The 13750-nt window shown below is 74.3% G+C and carries 14 protein-coding genes; 5 read left to right on the top strand and 9 right to left on the bottom strand.

Translation table 11 applies throughout. The features are described from left to right. Nucleotides 1-101 precede the first annotated feature (101 nt). Complete coding sequence (locus ACWGH0_RS07445; RefSeq protein ID WP_453403197.1) at nt 102-1760, bottom strand: DNA repair helicase XPB; 1659 nt, start codon at nt 1758-1760, stop codon at nt 102-104. Nucleotides 1761-1863: 103 nt separating this feature from the next. Between ACWGH0_RS07445 and ACWGH0_RS07440 the strand changes: the two genes are divergently transcribed. Both ACWGH0_RS07440 and ACWGH0_RS07435 read left to right on the top strand, forming a co-directional pair. After that, entirely contained in the window at nt 1864-2400 is a 537-nt protein-coding gene (locus tag ACWGH0_RS07440; RefSeq protein ID WP_453403196.1) for a VanZ family protein, read from the top strand. A gap of 24 nt (nt 2401-2424) precedes the next feature. Beyond that, on the top strand, nt 2425-2958 hold the full coding sequence (locus ACWGH0_RS07435) for a hypothetical protein (protein WP_453403195.1): 534 nt from the start codon (nt 2425-2427) through the stop codon (nt 2956-2958). Between the two features lie 85 nt (nt 2959-3043). On the opposite strand, the gene ACWGH0_RS07430 is transcribed toward ACWGH0_RS07435, so the two are convergent. Next, a complete protein-coding gene (locus tag ACWGH0_RS07430) occupies nt 3044-5581 on the bottom strand; it encodes a helicase-associated domain-containing protein (RefSeq protein ID WP_453403194.1) in 2538 nt (845 codons plus the stop codon). Between the two features lie 70 nt (nt 5582-5651). Here ACWGH0_RS07430 and ACWGH0_RS07425 point away from each other — a divergent pair, with 70 nt between their 5' ends. After that, the gene (locus ACWGH0_RS07425) at nt 5652-6692 is read left to right on the top strand and encodes a hypothetical protein (RefSeq protein WP_453403193.1); all 1041 of its coding nucleotides are present in this window, start codon (nt 5652-5654) and stop codon (nt 6690-6692) included. 6 nt (nt 6693-6698) lie between these two features. Here ACWGH0_RS07425 and ACWGH0_RS07420 read toward each other — a convergent pair whose 3' ends face one another. The 4 genes from ACWGH0_RS07420 to ACWGH0_RS07405 are packed head-to-tail and all read right to left on the bottom strand — an operon-like array spanning nt 6699 to nt 10645. Further along, complete coding sequence (locus tag ACWGH0_RS07420; RefSeq protein ID WP_453403192.1) at nt 6699-7676, bottom strand: ABC transporter substrate-binding protein; 978 nt, start codon at nt 7674-7676, stop codon at nt 6699-6701. Continuing rightward, entirely contained in the window at nt 7657-8565 is a 909-nt protein-coding gene (locus ACWGH0_RS07415) for an ABC transporter ATP-binding protein (protein WP_453403191.1), read from the bottom strand. Before ACWGH0_RS07415 ends, ACWGH0_RS07420 begins: the two co-directional genes overlap by 20 nt. Continuing rightward, on the bottom strand, nt 8562-9623 hold the full coding sequence (locus tag ACWGH0_RS07410; RefSeq protein WP_453403190.1) for a FecCD family ABC transporter permease: 1062 nt from the start codon (nt 9621-9623) through the stop codon (nt 8562-8564). Before ACWGH0_RS07410 ends, ACWGH0_RS07415 begins: the two co-directional genes overlap by 4 nt. Continuing rightward, a complete protein-coding gene (locus ACWGH0_RS07405; protein WP_453403189.1) occupies nt 9620-10645 on the bottom strand; it encodes a FecCD family ABC transporter permease in 1026 nt (341 codons plus the stop codon). The genes ACWGH0_RS07410 and ACWGH0_RS07405 overlap by 4 nt, the downstream gene beginning before the upstream one ends. A gap of 115 nt (nt 10646-10760) precedes the next feature. On the opposite strand from ACWGH0_RS07405, the gene ACWGH0_RS07400 reads away from it, so the two are divergent. After that, nucleotides 10761-11423 (top strand): HAD family hydrolase, encoded by a 663-nt coding sequence (locus ACWGH0_RS07400; protein WP_453403188.1) that lies wholly within the window; start codon nt 10761-10763, stop codon nt 11421-11423. Here the strand turns inward: ACWGH0_RS07400 and ACWGH0_RS07395 are convergent. After that, nucleotides 11393-11647: a hypothetical protein gene (locus ACWGH0_RS07395; RefSeq protein ID WP_453403187.1), complete on the bottom strand. Its 255-nt coding sequence runs from the start codon at nt 11645-11647 to the stop codon at nt 11393-11395. The genes ACWGH0_RS07400 and ACWGH0_RS07395 overlap by 31 nt on opposite strands. A gap of 190 nt (nt 11648-11837) precedes the next feature. On the opposite strand from ACWGH0_RS07395, the gene ACWGH0_RS07390 reads away from it, so the two are divergent. Continuing rightward, a complete protein-coding gene (locus ACWGH0_RS07390; protein ID WP_453403186.1) occupies nt 11838-12221 on the top strand; it encodes a cold-shock protein in 384 nt (127 codons plus the stop codon). Between the two features lie 21 nt (nt 12222-12242). Here ACWGH0_RS07390 and ACWGH0_RS07385 read toward each other — a convergent pair whose 3' ends face one another. Continuing rightward, complete coding sequence (locus tag ACWGH0_RS07385; RefSeq protein ID WP_453403260.1) at nt 12243-13091, bottom strand: 1,4-dihydroxy-6-naphthoate synthase; 849 nt, start codon at nt 13089-13091, stop codon at nt 12243-12245. After that, nucleotides 13081-13749: a futalosine hydrolase gene (locus ACWGH0_RS07380; protein WP_453403185.1), complete on the bottom strand. Its 669-nt coding sequence runs from the start codon at nt 13747-13749 to the stop codon at nt 13081-13083. The genes ACWGH0_RS07385 and ACWGH0_RS07380 overlap by 11 nt, the downstream gene beginning before the upstream one ends. Nucleotide 13750: the final 1 nt, after the last annotated feature.

Genomic DNA, 13750 nt, shown 5'->3' with positions numbered 1-13750 from the left:
ACCACAGGCCCCACGCGCACCCCGAGCCCCCCACCCCGTACAGCCGGAAAAGCGAAGGGCGGAGGCCGGGGCAGCCCGCCCCGACCCCCGCCCTCCCGCGGTCACGACGCGCTGTCGGCGTCGCCCGCCATCAGCTCGTCCGCGTCCATGATCCGGTACGCGTAGCCCTGTTCGGCCAGGAAGCGCTGGCGGTGCGCCGCGAAGTCCTGGTCGATCGTGTCGCGCGCGACCACCGAGTAGAAGTGCGCCTGGTGCCCGTCCGCCTTCGGCCGCAGCACGCGGCCGAGGCGCTGTGCCTCCTCCTGGCGGGAGCCGAACGTACCCGACACCTGGATCGCGACCGTCGCCTCCGGCAGGTCGATCGAGAAGTTCGCGACCTTGGAGACGACGAGGACGCTGATCTCGCCCTGCCGGAACGCCTCGAAGAGCTTCTCGCGCTGCGCGTTGGACGTCTCACCCTTGATCACCGGGGCGTCCAGGTGCTCGCCCAGCTCGTCGAGCTGGTCGATGTACTGGCCGATGACGAGGATCTGCTGGCCCGCGAACTTGCGTACCAGCGCCTCCGTCACCTTCCGCTTCGTCGCCGTGGTCGCACAGAAGCGGTACTTCTCCTCGGTCTCCGCCGTGGCGTACGCGAGCCGCTCGCTGTCGGTGAGGTTGACGCGCACCTCGACGCAGTCGGCGGGCGCGATGTAGCCCTGCGCCTCGATCTCCTTCCACGGCGCGTCGAAACGCTTCGGTCCGATGAGCGAGAACACGTCCGACTCACGGCCGTCCTCGCGCACGAGCGTCGCCGTCAGACCGAGCCGGCGCCGCGCCTGGAGGTCGGCCGTGAACTTGAAGACGGGCGCGGGCAGCAGGTGCACCTCGTCGTACACGATCAGGCCCCAGTCCCGGGAGTCGAACAGCTCCAGGTGCGGGTAGATGCCCTTCCGCTTCGTCGTCAGGACCTGGTACGTGGCGATGGTGACCGGCCGGATCTCCTTGCGCGTACCGCTGTACTCGCCGATCTCGTCCTCGGTCAGCGACGTCCGCTTCACCAGCTCGTGCTTCCACTGGCGGGCCGAGACGGTGTTGGTGACGAGGATCAGCGTGGTGGCCTTGGCCTGCGCCATCGCGCCCGCGCCGACCAGCGTCTTGCCCGCGCCGCAGGGCAGGACCACGACGCCCGAGCCGCCGTGCCAGAAGCCCTCGACGGCCTGCTTCTGGTACGGGCGCAGCGCCCAGCCGTCCTCCGCGAGGTCGATCGGGTGGGCCTCGCCGTCGACGTAACCGGCGAGGTCCTCGGCGGGCCAGCCCAGCTTGAGCAGCGTCTGCTTGATCTGGCCGCGCTCGGAGGGGTGGACGGCGACCGTGTCGCCGTCGATCCGGGTGCCGACCAGCGGCTGGACCTTCTTCGAACGCAGGATCTCCTCCAGCACCGGGCGGTCCGTGGAGGTGAGGACGAGCCCGTGCACGGGGTGCTTCGAGAGGGTCAGGCGGCCGTACCGCGCCATCGTCTCGGCGACGTCGACGAGGAGCGCGTGCGGGACCGGGTACCGGGAGAACTCGACGAGCGCGTCGACGACCTGCTCGGCGTCATGTCCGGCGGCCCGCGCGTTCCACAGGCCGAGGGGCGTCACCCGGTACGTGTGAATGTGCTCGGGGGCGCGCTCCAGCTCGGCGAAGGGCGCGATGGCGCGACGGCACTCGTCGGCGCGCTCGTGGTCGACTTCGAGGAGCAGCGTCTTGTCGCTCTGGACGATGAGGGGTCCGTTCACGCGTGTTTCGGCCCTTTCTGCGGCAGATCGGCCCGTACGGCCAAACGTCCAGTGTGCAGCATCGCGTGCGGTACGGGTCCTGAGTCGGGGTAAGCGGGTGTCCATGACAGCTGAAGCGGAAGAAGTGGACGCGGCGGGACTGCCTCGACGCTCCTGGGGGCGGGCGGTGCTGCGCGCCCTCGCGGTCGCCGTGGCCTTCGTCGGCCTCGTGCTCTTCTCGGCCGTACTGGCGAGGCTGACCCTGGCCCCGTCGCACGCGTCGGAAGCGCTGGTCACGACCAACCTGCGGCCGGGCGCGTCGCTGCGGCAGTACGCCGAGGACTACACGTTCCTCGCCGCGTGCAAGCAGATCGGCGGCAACCTGCTGCTCGGCATGCCGTTCGGACTGCTGCTGCCGGTGCTGGTGCCGCGCTCGCTGCGGCTGCTGCGGGTGGTGGCCCTCACGGTGGTGGTGATGGTCCTGGTGGAGCTGGCGCAGGGCGCGATCGTGGAGGGCCGGGCGTTCGACGTCGACGACGTGATCCTCAACACGACGGGCGCGCTCATCGGCTACTTCGTCCTCGGCCGCCGCATCGGCCGCGCGGTGCACGCGAAGCGCGTGCCGCGTGCGAAGGGGGATACGGTGCCCTCCGGCAGGTGACGGGCGGGCGGACCAGGGGGCGACGTGAGGGTGCGGGGGACGGGTGCGGCCACGGCCGGGCGGGGCGCCGCCGCGCTTTTGACGGCGCTGGCTCTCACCGGCTGTGGTGCGATCGGCGCACCCCGCGCCTGCACGCTCATGGGCGGCGTGCCGGGGGTGACCGTGGTGTACGCACCGGACGGCGGCGAGAAGGCCGCGACGGGGACGAAGGCAGCGACGGCGACGAAGGCCGCCACGGCGACGAAGTCGGCACCGGCCGCCGAGCCCGTCGTGCTGCGGCTGTGCGTCGACGGTGAGTGCGAGGAGCGTACGGAGGCGTCCACTGATGCGGGCGGCCTGCGGATCCACCTGCCTACGCCCGACGACGTACAGGGCGAGGAGCTGGACGTACGGTTCTCCGTCACCTCGGCGGGCGGCGAGCGCGTGATCATGAAGGACAGGGCGAAGGCCCGCATGAAGCCGTTCTGGCCCAACGGCAAGGAGTGCGACGGCGAGGGCACCTGGTCGGCGTCGCTGACGGCGGCGCCGGACACGGGCCTGGCCGACAGCCGCCGCTGAGCGGTCGGCGGCCGGGCGGGCCGCCGCCGTCCTACGGCGACCGGAATCCGGTGGCCAAGCCCGCGCCGCCGGTCAAGGGCCCCCGTTACGGGCTGTCCGCCAGTTCCGCCACGCCCGTGATGCGGTGCAGGGGGTAGGTGCGGACCTCGTCCGCCGTGTGGTCGTACGCCGTGACGAAGCCGCCCTCCACCCGTACCGGGGCGATCACGCGCTGGCTCGCCGCCCCGTCCGCGTTGACGTACCCGATCCACACCGCCGACCCCGTCAGCGCCGCCGCCTGGACCGTCGCGAGGGTCTCGGCGGCGGTGGTGCGCGGCAGCTCGCCCGGGGCCGCGCCGGCCGCGGCCGCCGCCGGGGCCTCCTTGCGTACCGCCGTGGACGCCATGTCCCCCGCCCGGATCGCCCGCAGCGCCGCGCCCAGCAGCGTCTCGTCCGGCGTCGGCGGCCCCTCGGGCACCGGCACGGGCGCGGTGCGGGGCGGCGTCCGGTAGGCGTGGGCGCGGGTGATGAGCACGTCGCCGGCCGCCGACTCGGCGGCCGGCGCGAACCCCATGGCCCGCAGCCCTTCGAGCAGCGCCGCCGGATCGCTCTGCGCCGCCAGGACGGTCGGGGCGAGGCGCCGCAGGCCGAGACCCTGCGACCGCTTGTCCGCGAGGATCTCGCCGAGCATCGCGTCGTCGTCGCACCGCACGTACGCCGACGCCGCCCCGACCCGCAGATGCCCGTGCTTCCTCGCCACGTCGTCGATCAGGTAGCTCAGCGGCTGCGGCACGGGCGTACGGCTGTGCTCGGCGAGGAAGTCGTGCAGGTCCGAAGCGGCCCGGCCCGCGTCGAGGGCGCGCCGTACGGACGCGGGCGTGAAGCGGTAGACCGTCGCCCCGCCCTTCGACTCCACGTCCGCGAGCACGTCCAGCATGTCGGCGAGCGGCCGTCGCAGCGGCCCCGGGGCCACGGCCGTGAGGTCGGCCTGAAGGAGCACGTGGTCCAGCGGCTCCGGGATCAGCGGCGCGAGCAGCGCGGCCGCGCGGGCCACCGCGGCGGCCTCCTCGGCGCCGGGGCCGTGGCCCGCCGGGTGCCCGGCGTCCAGCAGCGCGCGCCCGTGGGAGGAGAGCGCCCCGCGCCCGGTGACGCCGAGGAGTTCGGCCTCGGTGAGCGTCCACAGCGCGACACGGGAGCGCAGGTCGCCCGGCGCGCCGGCGGAGGCGGCGCCGGACGCCGTGGCCGGGGCGGCCCCGCGCAGCGGACGCTCCCACCGCAGCCGCGCCAGCAACTGCTCGGGGGCCGGCGCCGCGCCCTGCGCCAGCTCCGCCAGGAGCTGGAGGACGCGGCGGCGCACCTCCGGGGCCGCCGAGCGGTCCAGGTCGGGGCCGAGCGCGGCGAGCACCCGGCCCTTCGTGTCCTGGCCGCCGACCAGGCCGGGTGTGCGGGTGGCGTGCAGCCAGGCGGCGGCGAGGCGGGTCCACCGGTCCTGCGGCGGGAGGTCGAGCCATTCGTCGTACGCGGGTGTGGCGGCGTACCGCTCGGCGGCCTCGCCGTCGGAGGCCAGCAGCCCCGCGGCGTAGGCGAGTTCGACCCAGAAGGCGGCCGTGTGCTCGGGCACGTCGAGCGCGGCGGCGGTCCGCTTGAGGTCGCGGACGCTCAGGCCGCCGGAACGCAGGACGGGCGGGCCGCCCTCGTTCCAGTCCTTCAGCAGTTCCTCGACGGTGGCCAGCGCCGTGTACGCCTGTCCCGCCGCCGTGCTGTCCACAACCTGTGGACGGTACGCGTGGGCCGGCTCGACGGCGGGCGGCACCGGCTCCGCCACCCGGTGCGCGCGCCCGGCGCGCAAGTGCAGCGCGGCCTCGCGGGGGAGCACGACCGTACGGGGACTCGTCGGCAGCAGCAGCCCCCGCTCCCGCAGCCACCGCACGGGCGGCGCCGGGTCCGGCGTCACCTCGCCGTACGGCGGCCCCCACACCAGCCGCTCCAGCACCATCAGTGCCTCGGGCGGGGCGGTGTCGAGCAGCGCGGACATCCGGGTGCGGTCGTTGAAGAGCTCCGCAAGCGCCGTGACCGCCGACACCGGGTCGTGCGTGGGGGGCAGTCCGGCGGCGGCCAGGGTCTCCTGCCACCGGCCCGGCGACATCCCGGCGGTGGCCTCCGCGACGGTCGGACCGAGGCCGGTGGGCGACGGGTGCGCGGGGGAGGGCGCCAGCAACTCGCGGGCGGTGCGCACCAGTCTGAGCCGGTCGTCGGCGCCCCACAGCAGCGCCCGGTCGCGGAGGGCCCCGACGGCCGCCGGCAGCGCCGCCTCGACGGCCGCGTCACCGTCGTCGCCGGTCATCAGGGCGCGCAGGGACTCGTACCGGGCCGGGTCGGGGGCCACCGCGAGGGCTTCGGCGGTCTGCAGGGTGAACCGGTCGAGCCGTTCGAGGGCGCGGACGACCGACGCGCGCGTCGCCGCGCGCGTCGCGAGCTGCGAGAGGTCGTTCGGCACCGGCGAGAGCAGGTCGGGCCGGGCGCGCAGCAGCGCGGCCAGGGACGCGTCGCCGCGGGTGCGCAGGGCTTCCGCGAGCGTGCGTGGTGGCGTCGGGCCTGATCCTTCGGACACGTGCGCCTCCTGGTTGCGCTCGCCGGTCCCCATCCGCCCCACGGTAGCCGGTGTGACGCTACCGTCGGTGCAGGCAGTTGGAGGGCAAGGGACGGACCGACGCGTGGGGATCGAGAGCGATCAGCTCGTCTACGACTATCTGAGCCGGGTCGGAGACCTGGCGCAGCAGCACAAGCTGCCCTCGGCGGCGCGGATGCGGCTGGTGGCCGGCCTGCGCGACGAGATCGACCGGCAGCGCGCCCGGTTCGGTACGCCCGACTCCCCCGCCGCGGTGCGCCGCATCCTCGGCCGCATCGGGCCGCCGGACGAACTGGTGGCGCGTGCGGCGTCGGGCGGGGCCTTGCCGGTGGGCGAGGCCGGGCCGGCGGCCGGGACGGAGAAGGGCACGCCGGTCGTGCTGCCGGAGCAGCGCGCGAAGCCGAAGAAGGCCGGCGGGCGGATTCCCCGTCCCCGGGACCGCGCGAGCGGGCCGGAGTCCGTGCCCCGGCCCGCCGGGGCGTCGCCGCCCCACCTGGCCGGGACCGACGAACTCGGGCCCCGGGGCAGCGAACCCGACTGGTGGCGTGTGGAACCGGGGCCGTTCGGCCTGGGCGTCGACGTGCCGGGGTTCGTCGGCGGGGTCGAGGTCCCGGAGATACTCAGGCCGCCGCCCCCGGCGCCGGACGAGGGGGAGGAGGAGGGCGCCGCCGCCGGTGCGGACGGAGTCGAGCAGGCGCCCGCAAGGGAGCGGGGCCTCCTGCGCCGCGCTCTGCCGCGCCTGTGGCGGCGTACCGCCCCGGCGCCCGCCGCCGTGCCGGCCGAGGAGGCGCGGGCCCCCTTCAGCGTGCTCCTCGCGGCCGCCGCCGCGCTGCTCGTGCTCGGCGCGGTGCTCGGCAACTGGCTGGCCCTGGCGGGTGGTTGGCTCCTCGCGTACGCGTCGCGGCGCATGAGCCGCGCCGAGGCGAAGTGGGCGGTGCTCGGCCTGCCGGGGGTCGTCGCGGCGGGCGCGCTGGTGTGGCTGTGGGGCCGGACCGAGGGCCGGTGGGGCGAGCCGGTCGCGCGGGACGCGATGGACGAGGCGCTGTCCGGCACGTGGCCCGTGGTCGTACGGGTGGCAGCCGTCGCCTCCGCGCTCCACCTGCTGTGGCGGGCGCGGAGGCGGTAGCGGCGGCTACTGCGCGAGGTGGCCGCGCAGTTCGTCGAGGATCCGGGTGGCGGCGGTGTATCCGATGCCCTGGATCCACAGCTCGTCGTCGACGGCGAAGACCTTGCCCGCCTTCGCGGCGGGCATGTTCTTCCACAGCCCGCTGCCGAGGGTCCGCGTCGCCTTCGCCTTCTTCGGGTCGCCGTAGGTCGAGTGGAAGACGACGTCGGCGTCCTCGCCCGCGAGGTTGATCTTCTCGGGGCTCACGTCGTACGAGAAGCCGTCCTCGGCCCTGTCGGCGATCGCCGGGCGGCCGAGACCCACGTCGGCCAGCACCGTCGCGATGTAGTTCTGCCTGCCGTAGATGCGGATGTCCGCGCCCTCGATGAAGCGCACCACGTTCACCTTGGTCTTCGCGGCCTCGTCCTTGCCGCCGATGGCGTCGGTGACCTCGCGGGCGTCGGCGGTGTAGTCGGCGACGATCCGCTTCGCCTCGGCCTTCTTGCCGAGCGCGTCGGCGTGGACCTGGAAGTTCTCCTTCCAGGGGTAGCCGGTGTTCTCCGTCATCACCGTCGGCGCGAGCGCCTTGAGCTCGTCGTACAGGGCCGCGTGGCGCACCTTGCTGGTGAGGATCAGGTCGGGCTTCAGCGCGGCGACGGCCTCCAGGTTGGGGCTCGTCATCTCGCCGACGTCCTTGATGCCGGCGACCTTGTCCTCGGGCAGATACTTCAGGAACCGGGACTCGGTCCCGGTGTGCGTCGCGCCGACCGGCTTCACGCCCAGCGTGATCGCGGAGTCCAGCTCGGCGGTGTCGAGGACGACGACACGCTTCGGGCTCTCGGGGACCTCCACGTCACCCATGGCGGTTTCGACCGTGTGCGTCTTCGCTCCGGCGGGCGCGTTGTCCGCGTCGCCCGAGCCGGACCCGCAGGCGGTGAGCGCCAGGGCGGCGGAGACGGCGAGGGAGCCGGCGGCGAGGCCGCGGCTACGGAAGGTTGCGGTCATCGGGGTGATGCCTTTCGGGTCGTCCGGAGGGGGTGGCGGGCTCGGCAGGTGTCGCGGCGGACCGGGCGGGGGACTCGGGGGCGGTGCGCTGGGCCGGGGCCGACGGGGTCCACGGGGCGCCGGGGACGACCAGCGGGGAGCCGGTCACCGGGTCCGGGACGACCACCGACGCGAGGCCGAAGACCTCCCGCACGAGATCCGCCGTGACGATGTCGCCGGGGTGCCCCTCGGCGACGACGCGGCCCTCCTTCATCGCCACGAGGTGATCGGCGTAGCGGGCCGCCTGGTTGAGGTCGTGGAGAACGGCGACGACGGTCCGGCCGCGGTCCCGGTTGAGCCGGCGCACCAGGTCGAGCACCTCGACCTGGTGCGCGATGTCGAGGTACGTCGTCGGCTCGTCCAGAAGCAGCAGGTCCGTCTCCTGCGCGAGGGCCATCGCGATCCACACGCGCTGGCGCTGGCCGCCCGACAGGGCGTCGACGGGCCGCTCCGCGAGCTCGGTGACGTTCGTACGCGCCATGGCGTCGGTGACCGCCCGCTCGTCCTCGTCGGACCACTGCTGCCACCAGTGCTGGTGGGGCTGGCGTCCGCGCGCGACCAGGTCGGCGACGGTGATGGCCTCGGGCGCGACCGGGGTCTGCGGAAGCAGACCGATGGTCTGAGCGATCTTCTTCGTCGGGATCCTGGCCAGCTCCGCGCCGTCGAGCAGCACGGCCCCGCGCCTCGGCTTCAGCAGCCTGCCGAGCGCGCGCAGGGTGGTGGACTTGCCGCACGCGTTGGGGCCCACGATGACGGTCACCCTGCCGTCGGGCACGGCCAGGTCGAGGTCGTGCACGACCGTGCGGTCCTCGTAGGCGAGCGTCAGTCCGCGCGCGGTGAGCCTGCTCACGCCTTGCCTCCAGTACAGCCCTTGACGATGAGCCAGATCAGGTACGGGGCGCCGACCGCCGCCGTCAGCACGCCCACCGGCAGTTCGGTGGGCGACAGCACCCGCCGGGCCACCAGGTCCGCCAGCACGACGACGAGAGCGCCCGTCAGCGCCGAGCACAGCAGCGGGATCTGCGCGGTACGGGTGACGCGGCGGGCGATCTGGGGCGCCAGCAGCGCCACGAAATCCACGGGGCCCGCGGTCGCGGTGGCCACCGAGGCGAGCACGACGCCGGTGAGCACAAGACCCAGCCGCACCCGACCCAGCCGCACGCCGAGCCCCGTCGCGGTGTCGTCGTCCAGCGACACGGAGCGCTGCGCGCGGGCCGCCCACACCACGGCGGGCAGCAGCAGGATGAGCACCCACGCCAGCGGGGCCGCCTCGTAAAAGCCGCGCCCGTTGAGCGAGCCGGTCATCCAGATCTGCGCCTGCTGGGCGACGAGGTGATCGCCCTTGGTGAGGAAGAGGTGGGTGACGGAACGCAGCGCGATCGCGAAACCGATGCCGATGAGCACGAACCGGGTGGCGTGCAGCCCGCCGCGCCAGGCGAAGGCGTACACGAGCGCGGCGGCGAGGACGCCGCCGAGCACGGACACGTACGGCAGCACGGCGTACGAGGTGACGCCGAAGGTCGTCGCCCCGACCGTGAGCGCGCTCGCGCCCTGGCTGACGCCGATGATGTCGGGGCTGGCGAGCGGGTTGCGCGCGACGGTCTGGATCAGCGCCCCGGCGACGCCGAACGCGGCCCCGACGAGCAGCCCCACCGTCATCCGGGGCAGCCGCAGGGTCCCCACGACCAGCTCGTCCGCCGACGGCTGCCCGAAGAGCACCTTCAGCACCTCGGCGGGCGGGACGTAGCTCTCACCGGCGCAGAGGTACGCGACGCACACCCCGGCCAGCGCGAGGGCGAGTGCGCCGGCGACGAGGGCGGCCCGCCGGTGGAGCAGGAACCGCGCCCGCCCGGCGCGGACGACCGCGTAACCGGCGGGCCGCACCCCGGCCGCACTGCTCGCCGTCACGCCGGCACCGCCTTCCGTCGTACGAGCGCGACCAGGAACGGCACGCCGATCAGGGCCGTCATCACGCCCGCCGGCACCTCGCTCGGCGGGAAGACCACGCGCCCCGCCACGTCGGAGACCAGCAGCATCACGGGCCCGATCAGCGCGGCCATGGGCAGCACCCACCGGTGGTCGCCGCCGACGACCGCCCGCGCGATGTGCGGGACCGCGAGGCCGACGAAGGCGACGGGGCCGGCGGCGGCGACCGCGGCGCCGGTCAGGACGGTCGCGCCGACGCCGCCGACGATCCGTACGGCGGCGACATTCTGCCCCAGTCCCGTGGCGACGTCCTCGCCCAGCGCCAGCGCGTCGAGGCCGCGCGCCACGGACAGCACGAGCACCACCCCGGCCAGCAGGAACGGCCAGATCTGCCCGACGATCTCCGCGTCCCGCCCGGCGACCGACCCGACCTGCCAGAAGCGGAACTCGTCGAGCGCCGCCGCCTTCGTCGTCAGGACCGCCATCGTCACGGACACCAGCAGCGCGTTGATCGCGGCGCCGCTGAGCGCGAGCTTCACCGGCGTCGCGCCGCCGCGCCCGCTCGCCGCGACGGCGTACACGGCGACCGAGGCGAGACCCGCGCCGGCGAACGCGAACCACACGTAGCCCGAAAGCGTGTGGACGCCGGCGAACGCGACGGCGAGCACCACGCCCACCGACGCGCCCTGGCTGATGCCGAGGATCCCGGGGTCCGCGATGGGGTTGCGCGTGATGCCCTGGAGCGCCGTTCCGGCGAGGGCCAGCGCCACGCCGACCATCAGGGCGACGAGCGTGCGCGGCACCCTCATCGTCCATACGACCTCGGCGGCGTCGCTGTCACCGCCGTGCAGCAGTACGTCGAGGACCTCGGCCGGCGCTACGGCACGCGCCCCGACGGCGAGGCTCAGCAGCACGGACACCAGCAGGGCCGCGACGGCGGCGGCCGTCCAGCCGACGCGGCGGGCGACCGGCGCGCGTCCGGTGGGGCCGGTGGCGGCTCGCATCTGACCCCTTCGCGTCCGGGATCCGGCAGGGCTGTGCAGGGCATGGCTGACCAGGCCCGGGTTGGTAAGGCTTGGCTAAGTGTACGGGTGGGTGGGGGTGCGCCCCGCAGGCACAATGGCGTGCATGCCCACGCACAACGAGAACGCCCCGACGCCCCCGCTGACGGTCGGCTTCGACCTCGACATGACGCTCATCGACTCCCGGCCCGGCATCAAGGCCGCCTACGAGGCGCTCGCCGCCGAGACCGGTGCGTACATCGACGCCGACCTGGCGGTCACCCGGCTCGGCCCGCCGCTGGAGCGGGAACTGGCGTTCTGGTTCCCCGAGGACCGCATCCAGGAGATGGGCGACCGCTACCGCGAGATCTACCCGACGTACGCGATCACGCCAACTCCCGCGCTGCCGGGCGCCCGCGAGGCGGTGGCCGCGGTACGGGCAGCGGGCGGCCGGGCCGTCGTCGTGACGGCCAAGCACGAGCCGAACGCCAAGCTGCACCTCGCGCACCTGGGCATCGAGCCGGACGCGGTCATCGGCTGGCTGTGGGCGGAGGCCAAGGCGGAGGCGCTGCGCGAGCACGGCGCGTCGGTGTACGTCGGCGACCACCTCGGCGACGTACGCGGCGCCAAGGCGGCGGGCGCCCTGTCCGTGGCCGTGCCGACAGGGCCCTGCGACGCCGCTGAGCTGCGGGAAGCCGGTGCCGACGTCGTCCTGGACGACCTCACGGCCTTCCCGGCCTGGCTGGCCTCCTACCGGGAGGCCGCCGCCGAGCGCGCCTGACGGCGCTGCGCGGCGATCGACCGGAGCACGCCGGCCGCGGCGATCAGGAAGCCGACGCCCATCAGCATGCACACGGCGTAGGCGACCGGCGGGAAGGGTTCCGTACCGAGGAAGAGCGGGGCCACAGTGACCAGTGTGGCCAGCGCGCCGGCGAAGAAGACGATCGCGCCGGCGCGTACCAGCCGGTCACCGGCGCCGGGCTCGGCCGATTGGGTTTCAGTCATCACCGGGCCAGGGTAGTTCCCTGCCCGGAGGAACAGCCCGGCGACGTCTTGTCACCAGCCCCTGGACCATTAGCCTTGGTGGTGGCGGGTCCGAAGACCCGCTGTAGTGCTATCCAGAGCCGTTTTCCCCGGCCGAACGCTTGAGCGGAACATGCCGGGGATCCGACGAGTACGAGGACGAGGACAGACGGTGCCTACCGGCAAGGTCAAGTGGTTCAACAGCGAGAAGGGCTTCGGCTTCCTCTCCCGCGACGACGGCGGCGACGTCTTCGTTCACTCGTCGGTGCTCCCTGCCGGAGTCGACGCCCTGAAGCCCGGCCAGCGCGTCGAGTTCGGCGTCGTGGCAGGCCAGCGCGGCGACCAGGCGCTCACCGTGACGATCCTCGACCCGACCCCGTCCGTCGCCGCCGCGCAGCGCCGCAAGCCCGACGAACTGGCGTCGATCGTTCAGGACCTGACGACGCTCCTGGAGAACATCACCCCGGCCCTGGAGCGCGGCCGCTACCCCGAGAAGGCGGCCGGCGCGAAGATCGCGGGCCTGCTGCGCGCGGTGGCCGACCAACTGGACGTGTAGGGGCCGGCCGCCCGGAGCGGCCTAGACGAACGCGAGCGCGTCGCTGCCGAGGGGCGGAACGAGTCCCTCGGCAGCCGCACGTGTGAGCAGCCCGCGCACCGCCGCGTAGCCGCTCTCGCCCAGGTCGGCGGTGAACTCGTTCACGTAGAGCCCGATGTGCTGGTCCGCCACCGCCGGGTCCATCTCCTGGGCGTGCTCCCGTACGTACGGCCGCGACACCAGCGGGTCGTCCCATGCCATCCGCACCGACGTGCGGGCCGCGTCCGCGAGCTGCCGCAGCCGCTGCGGGCCCAGCGAGCGCTTGGCGATGATCGCGCCCAGCGGGATCGGCAGGCCGGTCGTGTCCTCCCAGTGCTCGCCCATGTCGGCGAGGGAGTGCAGCCCGTAGTCCTGATAGGTGAAGCGCGCCTCGTGGATGACGAGCCCCGCGTCGACCCTGCCGTCGCGCACCGCGGGCATGATCTCGTGGAACGGCATGACGACGATCTCGCCGACCCCGGCCGGCACGACGTCCGCCGCCCACAGCCGGAACAGCAGGTACGCGGTCGAGCGCTCGCTCGGTACGGCCACCCGCCTGCCGGTGAGGTCGAGCCCCGGCTCGCGCGTGAGCACCAGCGGTCCGCAGCCCCGGCCGAGGGCCCCGCCGCACGGCAGCAGCGCGTACTCCCCGAGGACCCACGGCAGCACGGCGTACGAGACCTTGAGCACGTCGAACTCCCCGCGCTCAGCCATCCCATTGGTGACGTCGATGTCCGCGAACGTCACGTCGAGCGGGGGCGCGCCCGGCACGCGGCCGTGCGCCCAGGCGTCGAAGACGAAGGTGTCGTTGGGGCAGGGCGAGTAGGCGATCTGCAGCGTCTCAGCGGTCATTTCCATCCCAACCCTCCAGTACGGGCACGAGCTTCCCGAACGCCTCGGTGAGCGCCTCCAGCGCCTCCCCGATGCGCCAGGCCGCCCGGTCGCGCGGCCCCACGGCGTTCGACACCGCGCGGATCTCCAGCACCGGCACCCCGTGCCGCGCGGCGGCCTCCGCGACCCCGAACCCCTCCATCGCCTCGGCGGCGGCGTACGGGTGCCGGGCGCGCAGCTCGGCGGCGCGGGCGGCGGACCCGGTCACGGTGGAGACGGTCAGCACGGTGCCCCTGGCCGCGCCCGTCGCGCCGGCCACGGCGCGTACGAGAGCGGGGGGCGGCAGGTGCTCCACCGTGCCGAAACCGAGGGCGGTCACCGGGAGGTAGCCGTCGGGCGTCTCGGCGCCCAGATCGGCGGCGACGATCGCGTCCGCGACGACGAGGGAGCCGAGCGGGGCCACCCGCTCGAACCCGCCGCCGATCCCGGTGGAGATCACCAGCGCGTACGGGCGTGTCGCGGAGGCCGACGCCAGCGCGGTGGCGGCTGTGGCGGCAGCGGCGGCCGGTCCGACCCCGGCGGCGACGACGTCCACGTCCACCGGGCCGGGAAGGGTCTCCCACGCGCGCGTGACCGCGTCCCGCTCGGCGGGAACCGCGGTCACGACCAGTACGCGCATC

It is taken from the genome of Streptomyces sp. NPDC054887, assembly GCF_053610585.1.
Note: the sequence above shows the minus strand (reverse complement) of the source record. Positions and strands in the feature narration are given on the sequence as shown.